Raw genomic sequence first — 23,993 nt, forward strand, 5'->3', positions numbered from 1 at the left:
CCGGTGAATCAGAACAGCAGGTTGACCCCCACGTAACCGGCCCCGAACTCCTGACTCACCGTCTGCGTACTGCCCCCATCGGGGCCCCGGAGTTGCGGCTCCATGGAATAGACGTCGACGCCGCCGCGTAGGGCGAAGGTGGGCGTGACGTGCACTTTGGCGCCCACGCCAGCCTGGCCGATAACCTTGCGGGTCGCATCCGAGCGGTTGTCGTTCTCGCTCACGCGTCCGATGCCGCCGCCCAGGCGGCCGTAGAGGTCGAACGTTCTGGTGACCGGGAGATACAGGACACCGGATAGCACCGTTGCGGAATAACTGACGCGATAGTCGTCCTGCCGGTACCGGCCCAGATCGTGGAACCCGATCTCGACGCCGAACCAGTCGTTGGCGCGGTAACCGCCGAACAAGCGCACACCCGCGCTTTCATCATCGAACCCGTCGCCGAAGGCCCCGTCGTCCTCGACAATTGCAGTACCCGCCATGTCGACACCGATGTAGCCATACGGCGGGTAAGCGATTGCCAGGCCCGGCAAGAATGCCGCCGCCACCCCCAGAGCCCGCAAGCCATTCCGTCGCATTCCCTACCCTCCCGCACTCGTTCGCCGAACAACGCCCCGATTAAGACAACATCCACCACGGCCGGTTCCCGCGGGCGCCGCGACACGGCGGAGCGCTTGCGCGTATAGTGCGGCCTTTCGCACGAGACTGGAGCGACTGGCCGTGATCACTGACGTCCTGTCCACGGTCGTCGGCGTCATTCTTCCGGTATTCGCACTGGTCGCCGTCGGATATGCCTACACGCGACACTACCGGCCGGATTTCGCCGAGACCAATCAGCTCAACATGACCGTGTTCCTGCCGGCGTTGATCCTCTACGCGATCCTCGACCGCGCCGAGGACTTCTCCGGCCAGCTCCCGCTGGCATTCGCCGGGGCGCTCATCATCGCCGGCTCCGGACTGTTGGCGCTGCCCGTCTGCCGGTTTCTCAAGGAAGACTGGCGCACGGTTCTGCCGCCCACCATGTTCAACAACGCCGGCAATCTGGCCATCCCGCTGATGGTGCTTACCTTTGGCGAGGAGGCTCTGCCGGCCGCAGTGGTGCTGTTTCTGGTGCAGACGGTGGGTCAGTTCCTGGTCAGCCCTCTGCTGATCGGCGGCCGCCTGAGTGTGGTGGAGCTGCTGCGGATGCCGATGCTGCAGGCCGCCCTGCTCGGTGCGGTGCTGGCAACCACCGACGTTTCCCTCCCCGGCCCGGTAATGACCACGCTGGAAATGGCGGCCGCCGTGGGGATCCCGCTGCTGCTGGTGTCTCTGGGCGCGCGGCTTGCGAGCACGTCGTTGCATCACTGGAGACTCGGCGCGGTGGTGGGCGTGCTCTGCCCGGCCACCAGTGTCGTGGTGATGGTCGCCATCGCACCCTGGTTCGCGCTTGATCCGATGCAGGAAGGCGTCCTGTTCATCTTCGCGGTGCTGCCGCCGGCGGTGATGAGCTATGTCATCGCCGAGCAGTTCAGGCAGGAGCCGGAGAAGGTGGCGTCCATCGTCATTGTGGGGACACTGATGAGCGCACTGACACTGCCGCTGGCAGTGGCGTACGTGATGATGTGATCAGTCGGCTGGATTCTCTCCTGAGCAGTACCTGCGGCACTGCTCAGGAGAGAATGGCGGAGAGGGAGGGATTCGAACCCCCGGATCCCGTAGGATCAACGCATTTCGAGTGCGCCCCGTTCGGCCGCTCCGGCACCTCTCCGAATCATCGCTCGTGAGCCATGAGGCGCGTAGTCTACAATAGAGCTCCCAGCGACTCCAACGGTTGTCTATGGCCCACACTGTTCTCCGCGCCCTGATTGCCGCCATGGCGCTCGCCCTCGGCGGACTGGCCATTACGGGTCAGCTCCAGCAACAGTCGCTCCTGGAGCAGGTCCAGGACGCGGGTGAGCTGGTGGTGGTCACTCGGCTCGGACCCTCGACGCTCTACAAGACGAACGACGGGTCCGAGGGCATGGATTACGATCTCGCCCGGGCATTCGCGAACCATCTTGGCGTGGAGCTGCGGCTCATCATTGCCCGGAACAAGACGCAGATGTACCAGGCGCTGGCCTCCCGCACGGCCCATGTGGCGGCAGGTGGTCTCAGCGTGTCGGATGGCGGGCAGGAGCGCTTCCGCTTCAGCACCTCGTACGCCGAAGTGGACCAACATCTCATCTACCGCAACCAGGAGCCGCACCCGGAGAGCCCGCAGGAGCTTGCCAAGTTCCGGGATACGGCATTCAAGGTTCTGGCCCACAGCCAGTCGGCCGAGCGGCTCCGGGCACTGAACGGCAACGGGATTGAAGTCAATTGGTCGGCAACCCAGGACATGGGCGTACAGGACCTGCTCTACGGTGTCTGGCGGCGGGACATCGACTTCACCATCGTCGACTCCAACGAACTCGCCCTCAACCAGAGCTACTACCCCGAGCTCCGCGTTGCGTTTACCTTCGACGACCCCCAGAGTCTGGCCTGGGCATTCCTGCGCACCGATGACCGTAGCCTCTACGACGCAGCACAGACGTTCTTCAGCGAGGCAGAGGAATCCGGGAAGCTTGCCTTCGTCCGCGAGCGCTACCACGGTTACCTGACCGGGTTCGACTACGTGGGCGCCCGGGTCTTCCTCCGCGAGGTCACAGAGCGTCTTCCCCAGTATCGCCCCACATTCGAAGAGGCTGCCGCGCAGTACGACCTGGACTGGCGCATGCTGGCGGCCATCAGCTACCAGGAATCCCACTGGCGGCCTGATGCGATCTCAGCCACCGGCGTTCGCGGCATGATGATGCTCACCCAGCCAACGGCGCGGCAAATGGGCGTGGACAACCGCATGGATCCCACGGAGAGCATCATGGGCGGCGCACGGTATTTCCGCTCGCTACTGGACAGGTTGCCGGACGACATCGAACAGCCGACGCGCACATGGATGGCCCTGGCGGCCTACAACGTCGGCCTGGGCCATCTGCGCGATGCGCGCAATATCACGGAATCCGAGGGGGGCGACCCGAACAGCTGGCCGGACGTCCGTGCCCACCTGCCGCTTCTGGCCGATCCGGAGTGGTATCAGCACACGCGCTTTGGCTACGCCCGGGGCTGGGAACCGGTGCACTACGTCCGGGGCGTGAGAGGCTATTACGCCATGCTGACCCGCATCACCGATCCGGCGCTGTTCCGCCTGAACGATGATGCCGATCCCCGGGAGCTGCGCGCCTTCCGGGGTGGCGATGCCGGCAGACTCGAGCTGCCGGGCATGGCTGAAATGCTGTACTGAGCAGCCCCGTCAACCCCGCCGGGAACGGAAAAAGTCCCGTAGCAGGGTCGCGCTCTCCTCCGCCAGCACACCGCCGAGGCAGGCGACGTTGTGGTTGTGCAGCCCGGGCTGCAGCAATTCGAAGCAGCTCTCCACGGCACCGGTACGGGGTTCCGTCGCGCCGTAGACCAATCGCCCCACGCGGGCGTGCACCATGGCCCCGACACACATCACGCACGGTTCCAGGGTCACGTAGAGAGTGGTTCCCGAAAGCCGGTAGTTCTGCTCCGCCTCCGCGGCGGCGCGCAGCGCGTGGATCTCGGCATGAACGGTCGGGTCCGACGCGGCGATGGGGTGATTCCAGCCACGGGCGAGGCACACGCCGTCCCGCACGAGCACAGCGCCCACGGGCACTTCGCCCGCAGCCGCCGCCCGACGCGCCAGCGCCAGCGCGTCCTGCATCCAGCGAATGTCTTCAGGGTCGTGCGCCCCGAAGGGCGCCCCGGGCACTGTGCTCATGCCTCGCCCCGCACCAGGTGGCCGGTCATTCCCATTCAATGGTCGCCGGCGGCTTGCCGGAGATGTCGTAGACCACCCGGGAGATGCCCTCGATTTCGTTGATGATGCGCCGGCTCACGTGATCCAGAAAGTCGTACGGCAGATGCGCCCAGCGGGCGGTCATGAAATCGATGGTCTCCACGGCGCGCAGGGCGATCACGTGTTCGTAGCGGCGACCGTCGCCGGTTACGCCAACCGATTTCACCGGCATGTACACGGCGAAGGCCTGGCTCGTCTGGTGATAGAGCTCGTGTTTCCACAGCTCCTCGATGAAGATGGCGTCGGCCCGGCGGAGCTTGTCCGCGTACGCCTTGCGCACTTCGCCGAGAATGCGCACGCCGAGGCCCGGCCCCGGGAAGGGATGGCGGTGCACCATGTCGGAGGGCAGCCCCAGCTCGATGCCGATCCTGCGCACTTCGTCCTTGAACAGCTCCCGCAGTGGCTCGATGAGCTTGAGGTTCATGCGGTCCGGCAGACCGCCGACATTGTGGTGGGACTTGATCACGTGGGCCTTGCCGGTGGCCGCTCCGGCGGACTCGATCACATCCGGGTAGATCGTGCCCTGGGCGAGCCACTCCACGTTCTGGAGTTTCTCGGCCTCGTCATCGAAGACGTCAATGAACATGTTGCCGATGATCTTGCGTTTCTGCTCCGGGTCGGCAACGCCGCCAAGCGCCTTCAGAAAACGGTTCTCTGCATCCACGCGGATGACATTCACCCCCATGTGCCGGGCGAATGTCGCCATGACCTGATCGGCCTCGCCGAGGCGCAGCAGGCCGTTGTCCACGAACACGCAGGTGAGCTGGTCACCGATGGCGCGATGCAGGAGTGCCGCCACCACGGAGGAATCCACGCCGCCGGAGAGCCCGAGCAGGACCTTGCCGTCGCCGACCTTGTCGCGAATGCGGGCGATGTGGTCGTCAATGATGTTGCCCGGCGTCCAGCTCCCGCTGCAGCCACAGAGCTCCCGCACGAAGCGCGTGAGAATGCGCTGCCCCTGGAGAGTGTGGGTCACTTCCGGATGGAACTGCACCCCGTACCAGCAGCGCTCGTCGTCGCCGATGCCGGCGACCGGCGCGTTGTCGTTGCTGGCGATGAGCTTGAACCCTGCGGGGGGCTCGGTGACACGGTCACCGTGGCTCATCCACACATCCAGCATGCCGTAGCCATCCGGCGTGGTGTGGTCCTCGATGTCGCGCAGGAGCCGTGAGTGCCCCCGGGCACGTACGCGGGCGTAGCCAAACTCCTTGTGGGAGGACGGCTCCACGGTGCCGCCAAGCTGCGCGGCCATCGCCTGCATGCCGTAGCAGATGCCCAGCAGCGGGACTCCCAGGGTGAACACCTCGTCGGGAATGCGCGGTGTCTCGCTGAAGGTCACCGACTCGGGCCCACCGGAGAGAATCACGCCGTTGGGGGCAAAGGCGGTAATCGCCGCCGGGTCGCAGTCGCAGGCGTAGATTTCGCAGTAGACGCCGGCCTCGCGGACGCGGCGGGCAATGAGCTGGGTGTACTGGGATCCGAAGTCGAGGATCAGAATGCGTTCGGCGTGAATGTCCTGGGCCATGTCGGGTTCCAACGGCAGTGATGCAAACAAAAGCGCCGCCCTCGGGCGGCGACGCGCGGGTGTGGCGTGCTCAGTCGGTCCGGTAGTTCGGCGCTTCCTTGGTGATGGTCACATCGTGGACGTGGGATTCCCTCACCCCGGCGTTGGTGATGCGCACGAACTCCGGCTTGGTGCGCATCTCCTGGATGTCGTGGCAGCCGGTATACCCCATGCTGGCACGCAGGCCACCCAGGAGCTGATGAACAATGGCAACCAGCGACCCCTTGTAGGGCACACGCCCTTCGATCCCCTCGGGGACGAGCTTCTCCACCTCCTCGGACGGGTCCTGGAAGTAACGATCGCTGGAGCCCTGGGCCATGGCGCCCAGTGAGCCCATGCCCCGGTAGGACTTGTACGAGCGCCCCTGGAACAGCTCCACCTCACCGGGGGCCTCCTCGGTGCCGGCGAACAGGCCACCCACCATTACGGCGTGGGCACCTGCAACGATAGCCTTGGAAAGGTCACCGGAGAAGCGGACGCCGCCGTCGGCGATCAACGGGACACCGGACCCTTCCAGCGCCTCGGCCACGTTGGATACCGCCGAGATCTGCGGCACGCCGACACCGGCCACCACCCGCGTGGTGCAGATCGACCCCGGGCCGATGCCCACTTTCACGGCATCGGCACCGGCTTCCACCAGCGCACGCGCTGCAGCGCCGGTAGCGATGTTGCCGCCGATGACCTGCACCTGCGGGTAGTGCTTCTTGACCCAGCTAACCCGCTGCAGCACGCCCCGGGAGTGGCCGTGGGCCGTATCCACCACGATCACGTCCGCGCCGGCCCGGCACAGGGCATCAACCCGCTCCTCCGTGTCGCCACCAGTACCAACGGCGGCACCCACGCGCAGACGCCCATGCTCGTCCTTGCAGGCGTTGGGGTAATCCTTGGCCTTCTGGATGTCCTTGACGGTAATCAGCCCCCGCAGCCGGAAATTGTCATCCACCACCAGCACTTTCTCGATGCGGTGGCGATGCATGAGGTCGAGAATCTCTTCCCGGGAGGCGCCCTCGCGCACGGTTACCAGGCGCTCGCGGCCCGTCATGATCTCGCTCACGGGGGCATCGGTGCGCGTCTCGAAACGTAGGTCGCGGCTGGTCACGATGCCGCTGAGACGGTCGTTATTGTCGACTACCGGCACCCCGGAGATGGTGTGTTGACGGGTCAGTGCGAGCACGTCGGCAATGGAGGTATCGGGCGTGACGCTGATGGGCTCCTTGATCACCCCGCTTTCGAATTTCTTCACCCTCCGCACGTGATCCGCCTGCTGTTCCACGGACATGTTCTTGTGGACGATGCCGAGGCCGCCCTGCTCCGCCAGCGTGATCGCCAGACCCGCCTCGGTCACGGTATCCATGGCCGCGGACACGATGGGGATATTGACCCGGATATCCCGGGTCAGCTGCGACGAGAGATCCGCATCCCGGGGCATGACGTCCGAGTACGCCGGGAGAAGAAGAACATCGTCGAAGGTCAGGGCTTCCTGGGCAATTCGCATGGGCGGATACCTTGTCGCGGAGATGGAGCTTGCGCGGAATAGCCGTGTATTATAGGAAGCGCTGCGGTGCAGCGTAAAGCAGCATGTCCGTGCGACGCACCCATGACCCGGCGCCACCGGCCGGTTAGACTGTGCAGCATGAACGCATCCACCTCCACCAGCAGCACCGCCGACCGCGCCGTCATTACCGTCTCCCGGCTCAACAGGGAAGTGCGGGAGCTGCTGGAACAGGGTATGCCGCCCGTCTGGGTCGAAGGCGAACTCTCCAATCTCGCCCGCCCCGCGTCCGGCCACATGTACTTCAGCCTCAAGGACGACCGCGCGCAGATCCGCTGCGCCATGTTCCGCTCCCGCAACCAGCTGGTGCGCTTCCGCCCCGAAAACGGCCAGCAGGTCCTCGTGCGTGGCCGCATCGGCCTCTACGAGCCGCGCGGCGACTACCAGCTCATTGTCGAAAGCATGGAGGAGGCCGGCGATGGCGCGCTGCGGCGGCAGTTCGAGGAACTGCGCCGGAAACTCGAAGCCGAGGGGCTGTTCGCGGCTGACCGCAAGCGTGCGCTGCCCGCCCTGCCCCGGCGGATCGGGGTCATCACCTCTCCCAGCGGCGCCGCAGTCCGCGACGTGCTGCAGGTGCTGCAACGCCGCTTCCCTGCCATCCCGGTGCTGATCTACCCGGTACCCGTTCAGGGAAAGGACGCCGCCCTGGGGATCCGCAACATGCTCACCCACGCCGTCGAGCGTGCCGAGGTGGACGTCCTTCTGCTCACCCGCGGTGGCGGCTCCCTTGAGGATCTGTGGCCGTTCAACGATGAAGCCTTGGCACGCGCCATCGCCGAATGCCCGCTACCCATCGTCAGCGCCGTGGGCCACGAGGTGGATGTGACCATCGCGGATCTGGTTGCGGACCAGCGCGCACCCACGCCGTCCGCCGCGGCGGAGTTGCTGAGCCCGGATGGTGCGGCCTGGCTGCGCCGTTTCGAGGCTGCGGCCGAACGGCTGCAGTTCGTCCAGGAGCGCCGTCAGCAGCAGGAAGCACAGCGGCTGGACAACCTGCTCAAACGCCTGCAGCAACAGCACCTCGGGCGACGGCTGCGCGACCACGCGCGGCGCCTGGATGAACTCCGTGCGCGCCTCGGTCAGGCCTGGCGCACCGGGCAACGCCTGCGCACCACCGCACTGGAACAGGCCCACAGCCGGCTGAGTGCGGCCAGCCCGGACCGCGGCGTGGCCCGGTTGCGGGAACGGACCGGCAACCTGGAGCGACGCCTCCACGCCGCGCAGCACCAGCACCTGGAGCGGTCCAGAGACCGCCTGGGCGCACTGGCACGAACCCTGGAGACGGTCAGCCCGCTGGCAACGGTGAGCCGCGGTTACGCAATCGTTCAACGGCCTGACGACGGTGCAGTCATCCGCAATGCCGCGGATCTGCACCCGGGCGACCCATTCACCGCCCGCCTGGCCCACGGGCGAATCCATGGCCGCGTGGAGCGGGTGAACGACGAGGAGAGCTTCACATGATACGCACCGCCACGACGCTGACGCTCATGCTTGCCAGCACGCTGGCCATGGCGGCGCTGCCAGATCACCGCCCGGTGCCGGGCGGCGTGGCTGTCGTAGACCTCGGGAAGGCGGACGGAACACGCCCCGATGCCACCTTCCGGGATCGTTCCGTGCTCGTCAGACAGCATGACGGGCACTGGAAAGCGGTGGTGGGAATCGGACTGGATGCGAGCCCGGGCGAGGCCGGAGTCGAGGCCGGTGACGACACCTTTGGTTTTACCATCAGCGATCGCGACTACGCCGAGCAGCGTATCACCCTGGATGACGACGAACAGGTTTCACCCGGCGAAGACACGCTCCGGCGGATTCGACGGGAACATGAGGAAATCCACGCCGCACGGGACACGTTCAGCGCACGGGAGCCCGAAACCCTGTCCCTCGTGCTGCCGGTGGAAGGCCGGTTTTCCAGCCCGTTCGGCCTGCGCCGCTACTTCAACGATCAGCCCCGCAACCCCCACAGTGGCCTGGACATCGCCAACGACACCGGCACCCCAATTGCCGCCCCGGCCGAGGGCAAAGTAATCGAAACCGGGGACTACTTCTTCAATGGCAAGACCGTATTCCTGGACCATGGCAACGGGTTCGTCACCATGTACTGCCACCTGGACGAGATCCACGTGCAGACGGGCGACCGGATCACCAAGGGGGACACGATGGGGACGGTCGGCGCCACCGGGCGCGTCACCGGCCCTCATCTGCACTGGACCGTCTACCTGAACGGTCAGGCCGTGGATCCGCTGCTGTTCGTCGACGGCGAAGACGAGTCCTACAACGAGGCCGGCGGGCAAGGCGGCTGACGCCGCCCGCCCCGCGCGGCGCGTTCCCGTCAGCTCAGACGTTCCCGGCCGTGGGGTGCATCCAGATCCACCTCCGGCGCCCGGGCGACAATCCCTGTTGGATTGATGAACGCGTGGCTGCGGTAGTAATGCTGCCGTATGTGGTCCATGTCCGTGGTCTCCCGGAAGGCCGGACGCTGGTAGAGATCGCGCAGGTAATTGAGCAAATTGGAGTAATCCATGATCCGCCGCTGTGAACACTTGAAGTGCACACTGTAGACCGGATCGAACCGCACCAGCGTCGTGTAGAGCGCGATATCCGCCTCGGTGATACGGTCCCCGCACAGGAACCGCTGACCACCAAGCACCTCATCCCAGTGATCCAGTGCTCCGTAAAGCGCCTCGGCCGCCTCCTCGTAGGCATCCTGTGACTGGGCGAAACCGCACTTGTAGACACCGTTGTTGACCGGCTCGTAAATGGCATCGATGGTCTCATCCACCGTCGCAATCCGGTCCGCCGGGGCATAGTCGGTCGTGTCGGCCGCGACCGACTGCCAGCGATGATCGAGCATGCGCAGCAGTTCCCGTGACTCGTTGTTCACGATGGTCTGCTCCTGCGTATCCCACAGCAGCGGCACGGTCACTCGCCCGGTAAACCGGGCATCCGCGGCCTGATAGACCTCCCGCAGGAAGCGCGCCCCGTGCACGGGGTCCGATGTGCTCCCGTGGTAATCACGGAACTCCCAGCCGTCGTCGAGCATCAGCGGATGTACCACCGATACGGGAATCGCCTGATCCAGCCCCTTGAGCCGCCGCATGATGAGGGTCCGGTGCGCCCACGGGCACGCATAGGACACGTACAGATGATACCGGCCCGCCTCGGGCCGGAAACGGGCCCCGGGCTCGTCTGCAATCCAGTCGCGGAACGCGGACTCCTGTCGGACGAACCGGCCCTTGTTGTCGGGCTCATAGCCCTGGGTATACCAGACGCCTTCAATCAGTCGACCACCCATCACACTCTCCCGGTGTCCAGCACCATCGTTGCGTTACGCCAATAAAGTCCTTTATAGGATAGTCCTGCTTCGTACTTTTTCAAGAGCCGCGTTCCCCGGATACAAAAAAACCCGGGTGGACGCATCCACCCGGGTTCGTCAGTGCATAGAGCTGGTGGTGTTACTGCGGGGCCATCTGGCCGCCGCCCTCCTGACCACCCATGCCGCCCTGCATCTCCTGCTGGATCTGCTGGAACTCTTCGATCAGGTCATCCGTTTCAGGGTCCTCAGCACGCATCGCTTCCATCAGGTCATCCTGGAAGGCCTGCTGTGCTTCGACGACTTCGTCGTCTTGCATGGCAACCTGCTGCGCCTCCTGGAGGTCCTGCTGAGCTTCCTGAGCTTCCTGCAGCATCTGCTGGCGCTCTTCGTCGGACAGGCTTTCGTCCTGCATACCGGCCTGCACCGATTCAAGCGTCTCCATGCTGGCATCCGGGTCGTAACCCGCTTCTTCCATCTTGCGGATCACCAGTTCTTCAAGCTCCTCGCGTTGCTGCTCCAGGCCCGGGTTGTTCTCGAGGGCCGCTTCCTGAACCTCGGCAAGACGCTGCTGGATCTGCTGAAGCTCCATCTGCGGGCCACCTTCCTCGCCCTGAGGCTGCTGCTCCATCTGGGCCACCGCGCTACCAGCGAACAACATCGCTGCTGCCACGACAAGCGCCCGCAGCGCTCCAGTACCGATCATCTGCATTTGCATAGTCAGGCCTTCTCCTGTTAGCGGCCTATGTGGCCGTTTTTGCGTCAAGTGTGAAAGCTTAGCAGCCGATTCACGTGTCGTGTCAAACCAACACCACGCCCCACGTGTCGACTTGCCCGCTCTGACGGCATGGAAACGCACAGGTTCCGTAAGATTTACAGAATTTCAGACAAACGGGACGGCAATCCGCCCCCGACTTGCCCGGCTCACCGTCACGCGGGTACTGTACTGCTCTTCCGCAACCCAGCCGTCTGCACCGGCCATGGCCTCGCACCAGCCCGACGTCCGTTGCCTGGGCACCCGCTCACGCCGGCGCAGGATCAACGATACGCTCCGGGGACGTTACACACCCATGAAAGCACTCTCCCTTCAGGGCCTGAGCAAGACCTATAAAGGCGGAACGACCGCGCTGAGCGACGTCAGCCTCGACGTGGAACAGGGCGCCTTCTTTGGCCTGCTCGGCCCCAATGGCGCCGGCAAGTCGACCATGATCGGCATTATCAGCTCCCTGGTCACCATGTCTTCGGGCAGTGTCGAGATCTTCGGCTTCGACCTGAACCGGCAGCCATGGGAAGCGAAAACGCGGCTCGGACTGGTTCCGCAGGAGTTCAACTTCAACGGCTTCGAGACGGTCGAGCAGATCGTGCTCAATCAGGCAGGTTACTACGGGATCCGGCGATCCGAGGCGCGCACACGCGCGGAAAAATATCTGCGGCAACTGGGCCTGTGGGACAAACGCGGCGATGCGTCGCGCACACTGTCCGGCGGCATGAAGCGCCGCCTCATGATCGCCCGGGCACTGGTTCATGAGCCGCCGCTGCTGATCCTCGACGAACCAACGGCCGGGGTGGACATCGAACTGCGGCGGTCCATGTGGGAGTTCCTGCGCGAGATCAATGAACGCGGGACCACCATTATCCTCACCACCCACTACCTCGAAGAGGCGGAGACCCTCTGCCGCAGGATTGCCATTATCGACGAAGGGCGCATCATCGAGCACACCAGCACCCAGGCCCTGCTGAACCGGCTCAAGACGCACGCCTTCATCCTGGACGTGAAAGGGCCACTGCAGGAGGCGACCCGGATACCGGGATACGCCGTACAGCAACTGGACGAGGCGCGACTGGAGGTGGAAGTCCATGAGGATCAGTCGCTCACGGACCTGTTCGCCGCACTGGGCAGCCGCGGCGTTTCCGTCATGAGCATGCGCAACAAGTCCAACCGCCTGGAAGAGCTCTTCCTGCGCCTTCTTCAAGACAACGGCAGCACCAGTGACGCGGACGAGCGTGGCCAGCCCGAAGCCTCCGCCGCCGAGAACGCCTGATTGCCGCGTAACGGAGAACCGTATGTACTGGAAGCAGTCCCTGATCGCCCTGCAGACCATTGCCCACAAGGAGGCCAACCGGTATCTGCGCATCTGGATGCAGACGCTGCTGCCACCGGCGATCACCATGACGCTCTACTTCGTGATCTTCGGCAATCTGATCGGCCCGCGAATCGGGCCGATGGATGGCTACACGTACATGGATTTCATCGTGCCCGGGATCATCATGATTGCGGTGATCACGAACTCCTACTCGAATGTGGTGTCCTCGTTTTTCGGCGCCAAGTTCCAGAAGCACATCGAGGAACTGATGGTGTCACCGACGCCGAACATCATAATACTCGCCGGCTATATCTCCGGCGGCGTGGGACGCGGGCTGCTCACGGGCCTGATCGTCACCATCGTCGCCAGCTTCTTCACCACCTTGCAGATTCACAATATTGCCGTACTCATCTCGGTGGTGTTTCTCACGTCGGTGCTGTTCTCCCTCGGCGGCTTCGTCAACGCCATATTCGCCAAGAAATTCGACGACATCTCCATCGTCCCCACATTCATACTCACCCCCCTGACCTATCTCGGTGGCGTGTTCTACTCCATCTCGCTCCTGCCCGATGTCTGGCAGGGCGTATCGCTCCTGAACCCGGTTCTCTACATGGTCAATGCGTTTCGCTACGGTTTTCTCGGCGCATCGGACATTGACATCCGTGTGGCCTACGGGATCATCGGCCTATTCATTGTGGTGCTGGGAACGCTCAGCCTGATGCTGCTGAAACGGGGAGTCGGGTTGCGGGGGTAATACTGTCGCGCGCACAAAAAACCCGGGCGGTGCGCCCGGGTTCCGGTTACTGCCCGTGGGCCGCGCGTCTCAGTCGTCGACGCGCAGATCATCCAGGGATTTCCCCCGGGCTTCCCAGTCCTTGATCCAGGCTGGCTTACGGCCGCGACCGGACCATCCCTTGGAGGGATCCTCCGGGTGACGGAAACGTACCGACGCGTTCGTCTTGCCGGCTTTTGGGCCGCCACCGGGGACCAGATCGGTCACGGCCAGGCCATACTTTTCAGCGACCTGTTTGAGTTCTTTCTGGGCTTCTCTGACATCCTGCTTACGGCGCTTTCTAAGCTCCCTGTCGATGTCTTTCTTTAACTGGTTGAGTTCCTGCGACGTATACTTGGCAAGATCCATCCTCACTCCTTTCCGGGCTCGACCCCACTGCGATTGACGATAGAAAGATAGTTGAAATGAAAACGCAGTGCAATACCGCTCCTGTTCAAAACGGGCTAATTAAAGGGCATGAGGAAATACGGAAAACCAACCTTTCGTTAAGGAAAAACTGAACAACTCCTCAAGGATTGTTCATTCGTTGCCAAATCCCGACAGCCATCGGGACGGAAAGCATCTGTTCAGGTATAGTAACGCCCCTTTTCAATTGATCGCTGGAGGCTCCCCATGCAGAACCAGGTCGCTTCCGTGCCCGCCGTGCTGACGGTCGAGCTTGATCTGGATGTTGTCGCTCAGGGCCAGCAGCCGCCCGAACCCCTGTCATCCAGTGCTGCCGATGCGCTCTGCTGGGCAATTGCCGACGATCTCCAGCGTATCCTCGGCCCCCTGAACGAATATGGTTTCGTCGTCCTTGGCGGCCTGTATGATCTCACCGAGATTCTGCGTCCCGGACTGCCCATGGTGGAGATCCTCTCGGAGTTGTATCGACGCAGCCTTCCCGACACGCGCTTTCAACCGCAGGTCATGGCGATCGGCGCCGAAGGTGACGCGTTCCCCATTGCTGAAATCGCTCCACGCCGTCGCCCGGGCTCCGGGCCTCTACTGGCGATTCCGTTTCTTTTTCTCGGGGAACCGGAAAACATGGACACCCTGGGCACGAAACTCGAGAAGCAACTCCTCGAGAAGGGCCGGGCCTCATTGAAAACAGGCCAGCTCATTCAGGACAGTTTCGGCATCAAGGCCCTCAACCTTTCTTTCGCAACATTCAATGATCTTTGCGCCCTGATGAAGATCCAGCTCGAGCACGCGGAATTCGGTCCACTGTGGACCTTGCTTGAAGCCGCTCTGTTCACCAACCAGCCGCCTGCAAGGGTGGCGCTGCCGGAGGGCAACCTCCTGCTGGTCGATGGCGCCCAGGGGTTCGCACGATTCCTGACATTCAGTCAGTGGGCCGCCGAACATCCCGATGCCGCCGATCCGGCTACGGAGTACGGTCGCTTTCAGCAGATTCAACGGCAGTACACGGCAGGGCTTGCCGCTCATGGTCTCAGTGTCCAGGTCGTGGAAGACACGGCTGACCTGCGGGATGAGAGCATGGACAAGGCATTGTCGGCGGCACGCATGGGCGCCATGCCCGCCGAGACACTGGAGGTGAACGAAGTGGTCACCGACCGTGGCGAATGGAACGACGTCGCCGGCATCAGCCTCACGGAACACAGCCGCCCGGGCCTGGGCCCGGTGGCCTACACGGTGCTGGTTCGATCAGGAGACGACCGGGTCATCCATTACGCCAACCACTACCCGCTCGCCCCCGAAGGCATTCACCACATCCGCTCCCAGTGGCAGACCACGGCCGAGCGGTACGGACTTGAGCTCGAATTCCTGCAGCCGGGAGACATTCTTCACAACGCCAGCGGCGATCAATTGCTTCCCTGGCCGGAAGCCATGGGCACCAAACACTGACCCAAAGGGGAGCGAGAGAGTCCGGTATGGCTGAACGCGTCCGTCGGGCACTTCTTGCCGTCATCGTGGCGGGCGTCTGCCTGGATACGCTGGTGTACGGGCTAGTGATTCCCATGCTCCCGCAGCTCGGAGGCGAGCTGGGTTTCGGCCAGATTGGCGCTGGCGTGCTCCTGGGCAGCTACGCCTTCGGCCTCTGCGTCGCGACACCACTAATCGGCCTGGGCATCCGCCGCTGGGGCTATCGTATACCCCTGATCGGCGGCATCGCCGGCCTCGCCGCCGTAACCCTGCTGTTCGTAATCGCCGACAGTTTCACAGCGATGATCGTGGCCCGCACGCTCCAGGGGGCCACATCCGGCGCCACATGGACTGCGGGCCTTGCGGTCATTGCCAACCACTGGCCGGCGCACGAGCGGGGTCGCACCATGGGAATGGTCATGACCGGTTTTGCGGTTGGCCTGATGGCGGGCCCCCCTCTGGGCGGGTTTGTCAGCGACTTGCTCGGCATCACCGCGGCGTTTCTGGCACCGGCCGCGGTGGCACTGATTCTTACGGGTGTCGCCGGGTTCGTTCTGCTGCGTCTGCCGGAGGGAGAACACAGCCAGCCTGCCGGACCGCTGGGACGCATCCTGACCGACCCGGGGATTCTGGGCCTGGCCGTTGTTGTCGCCGCAGTGGCCGCCATCATGGGGCTGCTGGAGCCCACCCTGCCGCTGTTCCTGGAAAGCCGGTTCAACAGCAGCGCCGGCGCCATCGGCGTGCTGTTCGGGCTGATCGCCGTCGCGTTCGGGTTGGGGTCACCATTGGCAGGGTACAGCGGCGACCGCTGGGGTCCGGTTGCAACCATCCGTCGCGGCGCAGCCCCGCTCGTTCTGCTGCTACCGCTGTTTGCCCTGGCACCAGGCGCATGGTGGACAGCGCCTCTATTCGCCGCCACGGGGCTGTGCTGCGCCCTCGCACTCGGACCCGCGCTGCCGGGGCTGGCCGCAAGAATCGACCAGCACGATGGGCAGTCCTACGGGATCGTCTACGCGCTGTTCAATCTGGCGTTTGCCGTTGGCCTGCTGCTCGGCCCGGTGGTTGGTGCATTACTTGCGGAGGCTGTCGGGCTGTTGCCGACCCTGCTCCTCACGGCCATCGCCATTGGAGCCTGCCTGCCCACCCTCCGGCGCCTGACCTGGATAGACGGAGCACAGGTCAGGGATTGACGAAGCAGTGCGACCAGGTGCCATCGTCGCCGCGCTCGTAACGCTCGCGGCGATGAAGGCGGCCATCCGCGGCCGCCCAGAACTCCATGAATGCCGGGTCGATCCGGTAACCGGTCCAGTGTGGTGGCCGCGGCACCGTCCGGTCGGCATAGTCCTGCTCCAATGTGCTGACTCGTTCAGCCAGCGTCTCCAAGCTGTCCAGGGGCTGCGACTGCTCGGACGCCCAGGCACCGATCTGGCTGAGCCGCGGCCGGGAGGCAAAATACGCGTCGGCCTCCTCATCACTGACCTGGCCAACCTCCCCCTCCACCAGAACCTGAAGGTTCAAGGGCGCCCAGTAAAAGCACACGGCCGCCCGAGGCTGTACGGCCAGATGCCGCCCCTTACGACTGCGGGTGTTGGTATAGAAGACGAACCCTCGGTGATCCACCCCTTTCAGCAGCACCGTCCGCGCCCCGGGCTGCCCGCCTTCACTGACGGTGGCCAGCGTCATGGCGGTGGCATCGGCGATTGCGGCACACTCCTGCGCCTGACTGAACCACTCCTGAAACCGGTCAATCGCCTGTTCGCGCAACGTCATTCCGCCTCCTCTCGATTCACGCCCACGGCCCGCACATGGACCGTGAGACCGTCCACGCGGCTCACCCGGACGGTATCACCCTTGCGGACCTCGCCGTCGCCTTCAAGAACCGCATTCCAGATCTCGCCAAGCAACCTCACCTTGCCGCGGCCATCACGGAAATCCGCTGCGGCCTCGGCCGACTCCTCCACCATCTGTTCGGCACCTGAGGCAACACGCCGCCGATGCGACCGAACAGCCATGGTGGCAATACCGAAGATCACCACGAAGCTGACCGCCGACACGCCAATGACGACAGCCAGCGACAGCTCATAAGCCTCGACGCCGGTATCAACCAGGAGCAGCGACCCGAGCACGAACGCAGCCAGCCCACCAATCCCCAGTATTCCGAAGCTGGGCATGAACGCCTCCCCGACCATGAAGGCGGCGCCGAGAAGCATCAGACCGAGCCCCGCGTAATTGATCGGCAGTGCCTGGAAGGCAAACAGGGCTAGCAGCAGACTGATGCTCCCCAGAACGCCTGGCACGATGGCGCCCGGATTGGCCAGTTCGAAGATGATGCCGTAGATCCCCACCAGCATGAGAATGTAGGCCACGTTCGGGTTGGTTATCACCGACAGCAATTCGTTGCGCCAGTCGGGCTCGATGATCTCCAGGGTGAGCCCCTCCGTCTCCAGCGTGATGTCGCCGGTACTGGTGCGCACTTCACGGCCATCGATCTGCGCGAGCAGATCATCCATGTCATCAGCGATGAGGTCGATGACATTCAACTCCAGCGCCTCGGTCGATCCGATGCTGGCGGCCTCCCGAACCGCCTTCTCGGCCCAGTCGGCATTCCGGCCCCGCATCTCCGCCAGGGAGCGGATGTAGGAGACGGCATCGTTGATTATCTTGCGCTCCATGGCGCTGGAGGGCTGGGGCGCGCCGTTGCCGTTGCCATTGCCCTCGTCCGCAGCCTCGTCGTCGCCGTTCCCGCCGTTGCCATTGCCGTTGCCATTGCCGTTGTCCGCTTCCTCGTCGGCCTCACCCTCGTCATCGCCCTCACCGCCGGGCATCCCTCCTCCCATCTGCACCGGCGTTGCGGCGCCGATGGTGGTCCCGGGCGCCATGGCGGCAACGTGCGAGGCATACATGATGTAGGTGCCGGCACTGGTCGCACGCGAGCCGCTGGGCGACACGTACGTCGCCACGGGAACGGGGGATTCGACGATTGCCTCGATGATGTCACGCATGGAGCTGTCCAGCCCGCCGGGCGTGTTCATGCGCAGAATGACGAGTTCTGCGTCACGCTCCGCGGCGCGATCAATGCCGCGGCTCACGTAGTCGAGAGTCGCCGGGCCAATGGCCCCGCGGATGTCCAGCACGTAACCACCGGGAGCCTCATCGGCTCGACCCGCCGTGAGTGCCAGCGTGACCAGAAGGACCATCGCGAGAAGACGTTTCATGCCACCGGAACCGGTTCGAGGTGTGAGTTACAGCAGCCCGCAACGGCGCGGACGCTCTGGTGTCCAACATACCGCACGTCCGGCAATAACGCTACGAGGAGAGGGGGAACGGGACGGCAGCGTGCCGTCCCGTCAGAAGTGGATCACGCCGTCAGGGCGGCGATGATACGTTGCCGGATCTCGTTGACGTCACCAGTGCCCTGCAGTGCGACATAGCGCGGCGCAATGGGCTCGCCACTGTCAGCCAGCTTCTGATAGTACTCAACCAGCGGGCGGGTCTGTTCGTGGTACACCTCCAGACGCTTGCGCACGGTGCCCTCCTGGTCGTCCTCGCGCTGGACCAGGTCTTCCCCTGTTTCGTCGTCTTTCCCGGCCACTTTCGGCGGGTTGTGCTCCACGTGGTAAACCCGGCCTGACGCGGGATGGACCCGGCGGCCACTCATGCGACTGACGATTTCTTCGTCGTCCACCTGCAGTTCCACCACGTAATCCAGGGCGATCTGCTCGTCCTTCACCGCTTCCGCCTGACCGATGGTCCGCGGAAACCCGTCGAACAGAAATCCGTTGGCGCAATCCGCCTTGGCGATCCGCTCCTTGACGACGCCAAGAATGATATCGTCGGAGACCAGACCACCCGAGCTCATGATCTTCTCCGCTTCCTTGCCCAGCGGCGTTCCTTCCTTGACCGCGGCGCGCAGCATGTCACCGGTGGAGATCTGGGGAATCCCGAAATGCTCGCAGATGAATCCGGCCTGCGTGCCTTTGCCCGCGCCGGGCGGGCCCAATAGAATGATACGCATGACTCTAATGCCTCCTCACTCCAATACTAGAAAATCGGTTCTCTCGACGGCGCCCGGCACGGTGAGCCTGCTGTCACTGCCCCGGGCCCTTGCTGGCGGCACGCGAGGCGCCGGAGACCCGGAGGCGGATGGCGCTTCCACGGGGCCTGACGCCATGGCCGGCAACGCACTGATCAATCTGGTGAAACATGCCTTCCGGGCATCCAGCCATCGGAGTGTGGCGACCACCGTCGGCGGCCTTTCTGCCCGCATGACCACAGGGCTCATGGCGTTGGGCGTGCTCATTTTTTCGGCGCTGAGCGTATCACCCGCCCATGCGGACTGCAACGCGGAGCCGGCCCAGGGTATCAACTGGGCGGGGTGCGACAAGCAGGGGGCGGAGCTGGAAGGGGCCACTCTGAACCGGGCCCTGCTTCGGCGTATCGACTTCACCGGCGCCATGCTTCAGGGCGTCAATCTCGAGGGGGCCGTCGTCACGGATGCGTCACTGGATGAAGCGGACCTCCGGAATGGTCAACTGAGGCGTGCCGATTTCGGTGCATCCAGGCTGGCTCGGGCGCAGTTCGACGGCGCCGACCTCAAGGGTGCCCGCTTTGTCTCCTCCAGTCTTCCGGAAGCAAGTTTTGTCGGCGCCGACCTGGAGGACGTGCGGTTCGACTCCGCCGATCTGACTGCCAGCCGCTTCAATGAAGCGCGCCTGAGCGGTGCGAGCTTTTACAACGCCCGCCTTCAGGGCGTGGATTTCACCGATGCGCAAGCCAACAACAGCAGGTTCACGCGTGCCAACCTGGAGGGCGCACGCCTCCGCGGAGCCGACCTCAGTGACGCCAACCTGGAACAGGTGAATCTGGAAGGAGCGGACCTCACCGGGGCCAACCTGCGCGGCGCCAATCTGGACAGGGCATCGCTGGACGGCGCCGATTTCACCGGCGCCAATCTGGAGCGGGCCGATCTCCGCAACGCCTCGACCCGGGGAACGGTTTTCGAGGAAGCAAGACTGGGCAATGCGACCTGGACTGACCGCCGCCATTGCCGGCCACGCAGTGTCGGGGACTGTGATTAAGGCGCCGGCGCCTGCCAGCGGAAGGCGCGGTCGTCCAGGCAGTCGCCACTCGGCCCGAATGACCGCTCGCGTACCGCCACTGCGCCATCGGCGCTCACCATGACCACCGTGGAAGCCCGGGTACCGTAAGCTTCACTGACAATGAACGGGCTGGAAAGCAGCCGCTCCCAGTCCTTTGGAATACCGGTATCCGGCAACGACCCGTCCGCCGCGAGACGCCGGTCCGCCAGCAGGTCCAGCAATGCCTCGCTATCGGGCTGCTCGCCACCGCGGACCATGGTGTCGAGCCGGTCCCGCACCCGGATCAGCTTGGGCCACGGGGTGTTCAGCAGCCCGTTACTGAGTCCATGTATGCCGGCGGGCACCGTGCGCACGCCGCCTTCCTGGTTGGAGTAGTAGTACAGGCACTCGACGCCACCCCACAACAGGTTGAACCCGTTGTAGCGGCTGCCACAGGCCTCCAGCTCAGTGCTGAACGCACCGAGGTCCTCAGCGGTAAGGGCATCCACAACCAGCTGCCCACGGGAAATGGCATCGCTACGCTGCAGCTCGGGGTCGCGATAGTTGGTCACCGTGGCGAAGCGCCCGGAGGGCGTGACGCCTAGCCAGGTTCCGCCGGCGGTGAGGTCGCGCCCGGCAAGCAGACGCGGGTCCTGCCACCAGTGCATCGGCTCCGTGGGACGGTGGTGGTATTCGTCCCGGTTGCCGACGACGATCAGCGGATAGTCGGGGTGACACCCGACCGCAAAGGCCAGCAGGCACATGCGCTACTCCGCGTCGCGATCACGCAGATGATAGCGCATCAGGTAGCCGTCGTCGGTCAGTACGAGCACGCCATCACCGTCACTGACGGGCGCCTGCGAGATGCGATCGTCTTCCGAGATCTGCCGTCGCGCCAGAATCCGCCCATCCTGCGCGGACAACACGGTCAGCCGTCCGGTGTGGTCACCGAACACCACGTAAGCGCCGTGCGCCGTCGGTGCCGTGGCGTTGAGCCCTTCCGTGTCGTTCTGACGCCAGATCGACGCACCGGTGCGCCGGTCCACGGCCCAGACGCGGCCGCGCTCGTCGGTGACGTAAACCCGCTCGTCATCCACGCCCATGCCGGAGTGGGAGGAGAACTCGCGGTCCCAGTACACATCACCATCAGAAGGCGACACCGCCATCAGGCGCCCGCGATAACCGACCACGTACAGCGTGCCGTCAAACAGCACGGGGGTGGCATCGATGTCGCGAACCCGGTCCAGGTCGGCACTGCCGCGTGGCTCCGAGACGGTCACCTGCCACGCAGGCTCGCCGTCGCTGGCACGCAGAGCTTGCAGCACACCGTTCTCGAACCCGATCGCAACATTGCCGTTGAGCTGCACCGGGTGACTGGAACCGCGCAGGGAGAGCGAAGGCACACTCACGTCGTGCACCCAGCGACGAGAACCGGAGTCACGGCTGAACCCGTACACGCGGCCATCGGCACTGCGCACGACCACGACATCGTCGTCAATCGTCGGCAGAGTGAGCACCTCACTGCTCACCCGCGCCTCCCAGATCTGCTCGCCGGTCTCCGGCTCAAGTGCGACGACCCGCCCCTTGCGGGTGCCGACCACGACCATGTCCTCGGCAATTGCAGGTCCGCCGGAGATCCCGGAGCCGATACTGAACCGCCAGCTCAGCCGCCCGGTCTCGGCGCTGTACGCGCTGACACGTCCTCGGCGGTCGGAGACGTATAGCTGGCCGTCGACCAGCACCGGCGGAAGCGCCTCTCCCTCGGTCTGGACGCCGGAGCCTGCGCGCCGATGCCACTCCCGCTCGGCGAGAACTTCCGGCTGGCCATCGCGGAGATCGTCCGAGGGCGTCGCACGTTCGGACGTGGTACCGCAGCCGGCAAGGGCCAGAGCCACCCCCGCCAGCACCAGCAGCATGACCCGATGTCTCACGCTGACGCCTCCCCACCGATCTCGTTGAGCTTGAGTTCGATCAGCGTCCGGCGCATCTGGGAAACGGAATCGACGCCGAGCGCATGCTGATACGCTGTGCGGGCCTTCTCCCGGTCGCCGCGGGCCGCGTGGATATCACCCCGCAGCTCCTGGTACCGGGCCTCGTACGGACCATCCTCGGCATCCTCGAGAACGGCAAGGGCCTCGTCGAGGCGGTCATGGCCGTAGTGAATCTGGGCAAGACGCAGCCGGGCCAGATCCCGGAATGGTTTGTCCGAGGCGTTGTCGATCACCCACTGCAGCGTCTCCGACGCCGCGTCCGCGGCGTCCTGCTGCGCCTGATAGGTGGCCAGCTGCATGCCGGCCATCGCAGCATAGGTGCTGGAGCCGAAGTCATCCAGTACGCGCTGGCCGCGGCGAACGACGGTATCCGCATCGGCGCCGGTGTCCCGTGCCTCGACGAAATGCATGTATGCGGCCGACGCCGCCTCGGCCTGACGGTCCTGATAAGCACCCCACTGCTGCCAGCCGATCACCCCGCCAACGGCGATGATGATACCGGCGATCACGGCACGACCGTGCTCCTGCCACCACTGACGCAGCTTCTCGACCTGTTCTTCATCACTCATGCGTTGATCCCGTCCTTCGTGACTTGCGCGCCTTTAGTCCAGGCGCTCGCGCAATACCCGGGGCAGCTCCGTGCGGGTCACGGTCAACTGGTCCCCGCCACCGTGCAGATCCTTGACGGCCACCTCGCCCCGTGCGACCTCGTTCTCGCCCATGACCACAGCGAGCCGCGCACCCAGGCGATCCGCCCGTTTGAACTGGCTCTTGAAGCTGCCGCCACCGCAGTGGGTTACAAGACGCAGACCGGTAATGGCGTCCCTGAGTTCCTCGGCCAGCACAAGCCCCTCCCGTGCCGCGGCATCACCGGACAACACGAGATAGACGTCCGGCGCTGGTGGAGCCGGGGCCTTGCCACCATCCTCCAGCAGCGCCACCAGGCGCTCAACCCCCAGCGCGAAGCCGATTGCCGGCGTGGCGCGACCGCCGATCTGCTCCACGAGGCCATCGTAACGGCCACCGGCGCAGACGGTCCCCTGTGCACCGAGCTGGTCGGTCACCCACTCGAAAACCGTGCGGCCATAGTAGTCCAGGCCGCGAACCAGTTGCGTGTTCACGGTGTAGGCAATGCCCGCTCGATCCAGGATGGCGCAGAGATCGCGGAAGTGCTCCCGGCTCTCGGCGTCGATCCAGTCCGCGAGCGCAGGCGCCCCCTCCAGGATCGCCCGCGTGTCCGGGTTCTTGGTATCGAGGATGCGCAGCGGGTTGCTGGACAACCGCCGGCGACTGTCCTCGTCGAGGGCGTCTTCATGGCCGCGCAGGTAATCCACCAGCGCGTCCCGGTACGCCGCGCGGGCTTCGGGCGTCCCCAGGGTGTTCAGCTCCAGGCGGATGTCGTCGAGACCGACGGCGCGCAACATGCGCGCTGCCAACAGTATGACTTCGGCATCGATATCCGGGCCGGGCAGCCCGAACACCTCCACCCCCACCTGATTGAACTGGCGGTACCGCCCCTTCTGCGGCCGCTCGTGCCGAAACATGCTGCCGCAATACCACAGCCGCGGCTGGCGATTATGGAAAAGGCCGTGCTGGATGCCGGCGCGAACGCAGCCGGCAGTGCCCTCCGGCCGCAGACTGAGGCTGTCGCCGTTGCGGTCGTCGAAGGTGTACATCTCCTTTTCGACGATATCGGTCACTTCACCGATGGAGCGGGAGAAAAGCTCCGTCTTCTCCAGCAGCGGCAGGCGAATCTCTTCGTAACCGTAGGCGTCCAGGGTCGCGCGCAGGCGCTCCTCCACGAACTGCCACACGGGCGTTTGCTCCGGCAGGATATCGCCGAATCCCCTGACGGACTGGATTGTCGTAGCCAATGGGCCT

The 23,993-nt window shown here is 64.6% G+C and carries 23 protein-coding genes and 1 tRNA gene; 9 read left to right on the top strand and 15 right to left on the bottom strand.

Annotation, left to right across the window (positions count from 1 at the left end):
* Positions 1 to 8: 8 nt before the first annotated feature.
* Positions 9 to 578, bottom strand: coding sequence for an outer membrane beta-barrel protein (locus ACNSTU_RS04820; protein ID WP_290634759.1), 570 nt, complete (start codon positions 576 to 578; stop codon positions 9 to 11).
* Between the two features lie 142 nt (positions 579 to 720).
* Here ACNSTU_RS04820 and ACNSTU_RS04825 point away from each other — a divergent pair, with 142 nt between their 5' ends.
* Positions 721 to 1,608 (top strand): AEC family transporter, encoded by an 888-nt coding sequence (locus ACNSTU_RS04825; protein WP_290634757.1) that lies wholly within the window; start codon positions 721 to 723, stop codon positions 1,606 to 1,608.
* Between the two features lie 54 nt (positions 1,609 to 1,662).
* Here ACNSTU_RS04825 and ACNSTU_RS04830 read toward each other — a convergent pair.
* Positions 1,663 to 1,750 (bottom strand) — tRNA-Ser (locus ACNSTU_RS04830).
* A gap of 69 nt (positions 1,751 to 1,819) precedes the next feature.
* Here ACNSTU_RS04830 and mltF point away from each other — a divergent pair.
* Positions 1,820 to 3,298, top strand: a complete 1,479-nt coding sequence (mltF, locus tag ACNSTU_RS04835) for a membrane-bound lytic murein transglycosylase MltF (RefSeq protein WP_290632484.1) — start codon at positions 1,820 to 1,822, stop codon at positions 3,296 to 3,298.
* 9 nt (positions 3,299 to 3,307) lie between these two features.
* Here the strand turns inward: mltF and tadA are convergent, their stop codons facing one another.
* The 3 genes from tadA to guaB form a co-directional block, all read right to left on the bottom strand.
* On the bottom strand, positions 3,308 to 3,796 hold the full coding sequence (tadA, locus tag ACNSTU_RS04840; RefSeq protein ID WP_290632482.1) for a tRNA adenosine(34) deaminase TadA: 489 nt from the start codon (positions 3,794 to 3,796) through the stop codon (positions 3,308 to 3,310).
* A 25-nt stretch (positions 3,797 to 3,821) separates the two neighbouring features.
* A complete protein-coding gene (guaA, locus tag ACNSTU_RS04845) occupies positions 3,822 to 5,399 on the bottom strand; it encodes a glutamine-hydrolyzing GMP synthase (protein WP_290632479.1) in 1,578 nt (525 codons plus the stop codon).
* Between the two features lie 70 nt (positions 5,400 to 5,469).
* The gene (gene guaB, locus ACNSTU_RS04850) at positions 5,470 to 6,933 is read right to left on the bottom strand and encodes an IMP dehydrogenase (protein ID WP_290632477.1); all 1,464 of its coding nucleotides are present in this window, start codon (positions 6,931 to 6,933) and stop codon (positions 5,470 to 5,472) included.
* 138 nt (positions 6,934 to 7,071) lie between these two features.
* On the opposite strand from guaB, the gene xseA reads away from it, so the two are divergent.
* Positions 7,072 to 8,451, top strand: a complete 1,380-nt coding sequence (xseA, locus tag ACNSTU_RS04855) for an exodeoxyribonuclease VII large subunit (RefSeq protein ID WP_290637405.1) — start codon at positions 7,072 to 7,074, stop codon at positions 8,449 to 8,451.
* Positions 8,448 to 9,290 (top strand): peptidoglycan DD-metalloendopeptidase family protein, encoded by an 843-nt coding sequence (locus tag ACNSTU_RS04860; RefSeq protein ID WP_290632473.1) that lies wholly within the window; start codon positions 8,448 to 8,450, stop codon positions 9,288 to 9,290. The genes xseA and ACNSTU_RS04860 overlap by 4 nt, the downstream gene beginning before the upstream one ends.
* 29 nt (positions 9,291 to 9,319) lie before the next feature.
* On the opposite strand, the gene ACNSTU_RS04865 is transcribed toward ACNSTU_RS04860, so the two are convergent.
* Both ACNSTU_RS04865 and ACNSTU_RS04870 read right to left on the bottom strand, forming a co-directional pair.
* Positions 9,320 to 10,282 (bottom strand): glutathione S-transferase family protein, encoded by a 963-nt coding sequence (locus ACNSTU_RS04865; protein ID WP_290632471.1) that lies wholly within the window; start codon positions 10,280 to 10,282, stop codon positions 9,320 to 9,322.
* A 160-nt stretch (positions 10,283 to 10,442) separates the two neighbouring features.
* The gene (locus ACNSTU_RS04870; RefSeq protein ID WP_290632469.1) at positions 10,443 to 11,018 is read right to left on the bottom strand and encodes a hypothetical protein; all 576 of its coding nucleotides are present in this window, start codon (positions 11,016 to 11,018) and stop codon (positions 10,443 to 10,445) included.
* Between the two features lie 352 nt (positions 11,019 to 11,370).
* On the opposite strand from ACNSTU_RS04870, the gene ACNSTU_RS04875 reads away from it, so the two are divergent.
* Positions 11,371 to 12,342 carry an ABC transporter ATP-binding protein gene (locus ACNSTU_RS04875; RefSeq protein ID WP_290632467.1) on the top strand — a complete coding sequence of 324 codons (972 nt, stop codon included), beginning with the start codon at positions 11,371 to 11,373 and terminating at the stop codon, positions 12,340 to 12,342.
* 22 nt (positions 12,343 to 12,364) lie between these two features.
* Positions 12,365 to 13,138: an ABC transporter permease gene (locus ACNSTU_RS04880; RefSeq protein ID WP_290632465.1), complete on the top strand. Its 774-nt coding sequence runs from the start codon at positions 12,365 to 12,367 to the stop codon at positions 13,136 to 13,138.
* Between the two features lie 69 nt (positions 13,139 to 13,207).
* Here the strand turns inward: ACNSTU_RS04880 and ACNSTU_RS04885 are convergent, their stop codons facing one another.
* Positions 13,208 to 13,525, bottom strand: coding sequence for an H-NS histone family protein (locus tag ACNSTU_RS04885; RefSeq protein WP_290632463.1), 318 nt, complete (start codon positions 13,523 to 13,525; stop codon positions 13,208 to 13,210).
* 264 nt (positions 13,526 to 13,789) lie between these two features.
* Here ACNSTU_RS04885 and ACNSTU_RS04890 point away from each other — a divergent pair, with 264 nt between their 5' ends.
* Complete coding sequence (locus ACNSTU_RS04890; RefSeq protein ID WP_290632461.1) at positions 13,790 to 15,025, top strand: hypothetical protein; 1,236 nt, start codon at positions 13,790 to 13,792, stop codon at positions 15,023 to 15,025.
* A gap of 26 nt (positions 15,026 to 15,051) precedes the next feature.
* A complete protein-coding gene (locus tag ACNSTU_RS04895) occupies positions 15,052 to 16,233 on the top strand; it encodes an MFS transporter (RefSeq protein ID WP_290632459.1) in 1,182 nt (393 codons plus the stop codon).
* Here the strand turns inward: ACNSTU_RS04895 and pdxH are convergent.
* From pdxH to adk, 3 genes are all read right to left on the bottom strand, one after another.
* Positions 16,223 to 16,813, bottom strand: coding sequence for a pyridoxamine 5'-phosphate oxidase (pdxH, locus tag ACNSTU_RS04900; RefSeq protein ID WP_290632458.1), 591 nt, complete (start codon positions 16,811 to 16,813; stop codon positions 16,223 to 16,225). The genes ACNSTU_RS04895 and pdxH overlap by 11 nt on opposite strands.
* On the bottom strand, positions 16,810 to 18,258 hold the full coding sequence (locus ACNSTU_RS04905) for an NfeD family protein (RefSeq protein ID WP_290637407.1): 1,449 nt from the start codon (positions 18,256 to 18,258) through the stop codon (positions 16,810 to 16,812). The genes pdxH and ACNSTU_RS04905 overlap by 4 nt, the downstream gene beginning before the upstream one ends.
* Before the next feature lie 143 nt (positions 18,259 to 18,401).
* Complete coding sequence (gene adk / locus ACNSTU_RS04910; protein ID WP_290634655.1) at positions 18,402 to 19,058, bottom strand: adenylate kinase; 657 nt, start codon at positions 19,056 to 19,058, stop codon at positions 18,402 to 18,404.
* Positions 19,059 to 19,119: 61 nt separating this feature from the next.
* Between adk and ACNSTU_RS04915 the strand changes: the two genes are divergently transcribed.
* Entirely contained in the window at positions 19,120 to 20,121 is a 1,002-nt protein-coding gene (locus ACNSTU_RS04915) for a pentapeptide repeat-containing protein (protein ID WP_290634653.1), read from the top strand.
* Here ACNSTU_RS04915 and ACNSTU_RS04920 read toward each other — a convergent pair.
* Genes ACNSTU_RS04920 through hisS form a run of 4 tightly spaced genes read right to left on the bottom strand, consistent with a single transcriptional unit; the run spans position 20,118 to position 23,986 of the window.
* The gene (locus ACNSTU_RS04920; protein ID WP_290634651.1) at positions 20,118 to 20,885 is read right to left on the bottom strand and encodes an NRDE family protein; all 768 of its coding nucleotides are present in this window, start codon (positions 20,883 to 20,885) and stop codon (positions 20,118 to 20,120) included. The two genes, ACNSTU_RS04915 and ACNSTU_RS04920, sit on opposite strands and share 4 nt — an antisense overlap.
* Before the next feature lie 3 nt (positions 20,886 to 20,888).
* Positions 20,889 to 22,052, bottom strand: coding sequence for an outer membrane protein assembly factor BamB (bamB, locus tag ACNSTU_RS04925; RefSeq protein ID WP_290634649.1), 1,164 nt, complete (start codon positions 22,050 to 22,052; stop codon positions 20,889 to 20,891).
* Entirely contained in the window at positions 22,049 to 22,681 is a 633-nt protein-coding gene (locus tag ACNSTU_RS04930; protein ID WP_290634647.1) for a YfgM family protein, read from the bottom strand. The genes bamB and ACNSTU_RS04930 overlap by 4 nt, the downstream gene beginning before the upstream one ends.
* Positions 22,682 to 22,714: 33 nt before the next feature.
* A complete protein-coding gene (gene hisS, locus ACNSTU_RS04935; RefSeq protein ID WP_290634645.1) occupies positions 22,715 to 23,986 on the bottom strand; it encodes a histidine--tRNA ligase in 1,272 nt (423 codons plus the stop codon).
* Between the last annotated feature and the right edge of the window lie 7 nt (positions 23,987 to 23,993).

Source organism: Aquisalimonas sp. APHAB1-3, assembly GCF_048323695.1.
GTDB lineage: Bacteria > Pseudomonadota > Gammaproteobacteria > Nitrococcales > Aquisalimonadaceae > Aquisalimonas.

What these genes read in the sequence shown, in the direction of transcription:
- ACNSTU_RS04880 (WP_290632465.1), top strand. Translation starts at nt 12,365, where the DNA reads ATGTACTGGAAGCAGTCCCTGATCGCCCTGCAGACCATTGCCCACAAG.
- ACNSTU_RS04875 (WP_290632467.1), top strand. Translation starts at nt 11,371, where the DNA reads ATGAAAGCACTCTCCCTTCAGGGCCTGAGCAAGACCTATAAAGGCGGA.
- ACNSTU_RS04820 (WP_290634759.1), bottom strand. Translation starts at nt 578, where the DNA reads ATGCGACGGAATGGCTTGCGGGCTCTGGGGGTGGCGGCGGCATTCTTG.
- ACNSTU_RS04895 (WP_290632459.1), top strand. Translation starts at nt 15,052, where the DNA reads ATGGCTGAACGCGTCCGTCGGGCACTTCTTGCCGTCATCGTGGCGGGC.
- ACNSTU_RS04885 (WP_290632463.1), bottom strand. Translation starts at nt 13,525, where the DNA reads ATGGATCTTGCCAAGTATACGTCGCAGGAACTCAACCAGTTAAAGAAA.
- ACNSTU_RS04870 (WP_290632469.1), bottom strand. Translation starts at nt 11,018, where the DNA reads ATGCAAATGCAGATGATCGGTACTGGAGCGCTGCGGGCGCTTGTCGTG.
- ACNSTU_RS04920 (WP_290634651.1), bottom strand. Translation starts at nt 20,885, where the DNA reads ATGTGCCTGCTGGCCTTTGCGGTCGGGTGTCACCCCGACTATCCGCTG.
- guaA (WP_290632479.1), bottom strand. Translation starts at nt 5,399, where the DNA reads ATGGCCCAGGACATTCACGCCGAACGCATTCTGATCCTCGACTTCGGA.
- guaB (WP_290632477.1), bottom strand. Translation starts at nt 6,933, where the DNA reads ATGCGAATTGCCCAGGAAGCCCTGACCTTCGACGATGTTCTTCTTCTC.
- ACNSTU_RS04890 (WP_290632461.1), top strand. Translation starts at nt 13,790, where the DNA reads ATGCAGAACCAGGTCGCTTCCGTGCCCGCCGTGCTGACGGTCGAGCTT.
- ACNSTU_RS04930 (WP_290634647.1), bottom strand. Translation starts at nt 22,681, where the DNA reads ATGAGTGATGAAGAACAGGTCGAGAAGCTGCGTCAGTGGTGGCAGGAG.
- adk (WP_290634655.1), bottom strand. Translation starts at nt 19,058, where the DNA reads ATGCGTATCATTCTATTGGGCCCGCCCGGCGCGGGCAAAGGCACGCAG.
- xseA (WP_290637405.1), top strand. Translation starts at nt 7,072, where the DNA reads ATGAACGCATCCACCTCCACCAGCAGCACCGCCGACCGCGCCGTCATT.
- ACNSTU_RS04865 (WP_290632471.1), bottom strand. Translation starts at nt 10,282, where the DNA reads ATGGGTGGTCGACTGATTGAAGGCGTCTGGTATACCCAGGGCTATGAG.
- ACNSTU_RS04860 (WP_290632473.1), top strand. Translation starts at nt 8,448, where the DNA reads ATGATACGCACCGCCACGACGCTGACGCTCATGCTTGCCAGCACGCTG.
- mltF (WP_290632484.1), top strand. Translation starts at nt 1,820, where the DNA reads ATGGCCCACACTGTTCTCCGCGCCCTGATTGCCGCCATGGCGCTCGCC.
- ACNSTU_RS04905 (WP_290637407.1), bottom strand. Translation starts at nt 18,258, where the DNA reads ATGAAACGTCTTCTCGCGATGGTCCTTCTGGTCACGCTGGCACTCACG.
- pdxH (WP_290632458.1), bottom strand. Translation starts at nt 16,813, where the DNA reads ATGACGTTGCGCGAACAGGCGATTGACCGGTTTCAGGAGTGGTTCAGT.
- tadA (WP_290632482.1), bottom strand. Translation starts at nt 3,796, where the DNA reads ATGAGCACAGTGCCCGGGGCGCCCTTCGGGGCGCACGACCCTGAAGAC.